This is a genomic window from Protofrankia sp. Cr1 (assembly GCF_963555865.1).
GTDB lineage: Bacteria > Actinomycetota > Actinomycetes > Frankiales > Frankiaceae > Protofrankia.
Genome location: NZ_CAUVXO010000397.1, coordinates 4004 through 5781, shown reverse-complemented (window position 1 = coordinate 5781; position 1778 = coordinate 4004). Strand labels below are relative to the sequence as shown.

Annotated in this window: 2 protein-coding genes and 1 pseudogene; 2 read left to right on the top strand and 1 reads right to left on the bottom strand. The window is 66.0% G+C overall.

Features of this window, described 5'->3' with window-relative positions; genetic code table 11:
* Positions 1-293: 293 nt before the first annotated feature.
* Positions 294-728, top strand: coding sequence for a MarR family winged helix-turn-helix transcriptional regulator (locus tag U9980_RS22260; protein ID WP_322769710.1), 435 nt, complete (start codon positions 294-296; stop codon positions 726-728).
* Positions 729-1118: 390 nt separating this feature from the next.
* Positions 1119-1493, top strand: a complete 375-nt coding sequence (locus U9980_RS22255; RefSeq protein ID WP_322769709.1) for a type II toxin-antitoxin system PemK/MazF family toxin — start codon at positions 1119-1121, stop codon at positions 1491-1493.
* A gap of 163 nt (positions 1494-1656) precedes the next feature.
* Here U9980_RS22255 and U9980_RS22250 read toward each other — a convergent pair.
* Positions 1657-1778: pseudogene (locus tag U9980_RS22250) on the bottom strand (DegT/DnrJ/EryC1/StrS family aminotransferase); the annotation flags it as partial.

Sequence of the window (1778 nt, the reverse complement as noted above, 5' to 3'; positions counted from 1 at the left end):
TCGCCGGACAGCTCCCGGAACGTGCCTTTTACCGGCGCGAGCCCCCACATGCTCTTGGTGTGGAGCTCGACCGTCGACCGGCTGGGGTCCAGCCGCCATGGCCCGGCGAGCGAGCCGTCGGCGAGGCGTGCCCGCAATGTAGCGGCCTCGATGGTCGCCACGCGTCCTCCAACAATTTTGTTCGTCATACCAAACTAATTGGTTAGCCGAACCGTATAGACTGGCGACGGTCGGTGTCAAGGAAGGGCGGCCACGGAATGGCAAAGCATGCCGGTGAGGCCGAGCACAGCGCGTTGTGCCTGCGGCTGATGCAGCTCATGCCGCGTATCGCCCGGGGCATGCGCCGCTCGCAGGACCGTGCGGCACCGGCGACGCAGAGTCCGCTCAGCCCGCGCCACGTCGCCGTGCTGGAGCAGCTCCGGGACGAGCCGTTGACCGTCGGCACGCTGGCGGCCCGGCTGGAGTTGACCCTGTCCACCGTCAGCGGCGTGCTGGCCGACCTGGACCGCGCCGGGTTCGTGATCCGCGAGGCGGACGCCGGCGACCGGCGGCGCACCATCGTCAGGATCTCGCCGCAGAAGGTAGGGCTCGTCGACGAATGGCTCGATGACGCCGCCGAGCCACTGTTGCGCGTCCTTAACCAACTGGATGCCAGCGAACGGGCGGCGTTCCTCAAGGCCATGGACCTACTCGAGGCCGAATTGCGCGTCCAGGACAGCGCACGCTGAGTACTGGAGTGTTTCCGCTTTTCTGGACACCTTTTTAGGCTCTGGACTTTCGCGGTTTTCATGATTGCTTTGGTGGCCTGACGGTCGACAGATAATCGAATGTCGGGCTCTGCGCACGCCCAGGTCGTATCCGTGACCGTGATGGCGGACGGACATGCGACGGTAGGTAGATGGGGGGAGCATCCCGAGTTTCGCGCCAGGATCGGCGAGGACAAGATCAATCTCTATCGGGGGTAGGCACCCGCCTGGGCGCAACAGGTGGGTGTGGACGATCCTGCCTCGGTATCTTCGGTTCCGTAGAGGGTCTCAGCCCACAGGGCCGGGGCCGATGAACGTGATGTTCGGTCAGGGCGTGCGGAGTGCCCCAGCCGTCCCGTGTCTGGAGGACACATGGAACGTGGCGAAGTCTGGTGGGTGGACTTCGATGAGCGGTTGCCGGTTATTCTGCTATCAGGAGAAGAGGCCAGTGGGATTCGGGCCATGAGAGTCGTCGCTCCGGCGAACGTGGAGATCGACGGCATGGCCCTCGAGGTGGCGGTAGGTGCCACCGAAGGGCTGCCGATGGGCGGTGTCCTGCGAGCCGCGCTCCCACGCCCAGGCCTGATTCCGTGCACGTGGCTGGTCACCCTGACCCGGGCAGATCTGATCGAGCAGGCCGGAACCCTGTCGTCCGCGAAACTGAGCGAGGTCGACGAAGTTCTCCGTCTATGCGGACTGGAGCAGGCGGACTCCGAGAACCGACGTGACCTCCTGGAAGGCCACTGACCTTCTTCTGCAGGACGTCGCCACCCGGCGACCTCAGCACCCGGCCGTCCGCCCTGGGTCCACCGCCGCGGTCACCCGCAGGCCCGGATGACGTTCCGGGCGTGGCAGCCAGATGTGCTGGACGGCCCAGCCGAGTCCCACCAGAGCGATCGTGTGGTCACAGGACGTCCACGGGCACGGCTCCCAGTCGCTGCGCTGCCTGCGACGAGGAGACGAAGGTGAACGCGGGCACAATGACCTCGGTCCCGGGACCGAGGCCCATGACCTGAAGGGCGAATTCGAGCG

Bases quoted from the DNA above. Each gene is read 5' to 3' on its own strand.
- U9980_RS22255 (WP_322769709.1), top strand. From the start codon at position 1,119: ATGGAACGTGGCGAAGTCTGGTGGGTGGACTTCGATGAGCGGTTGCCG.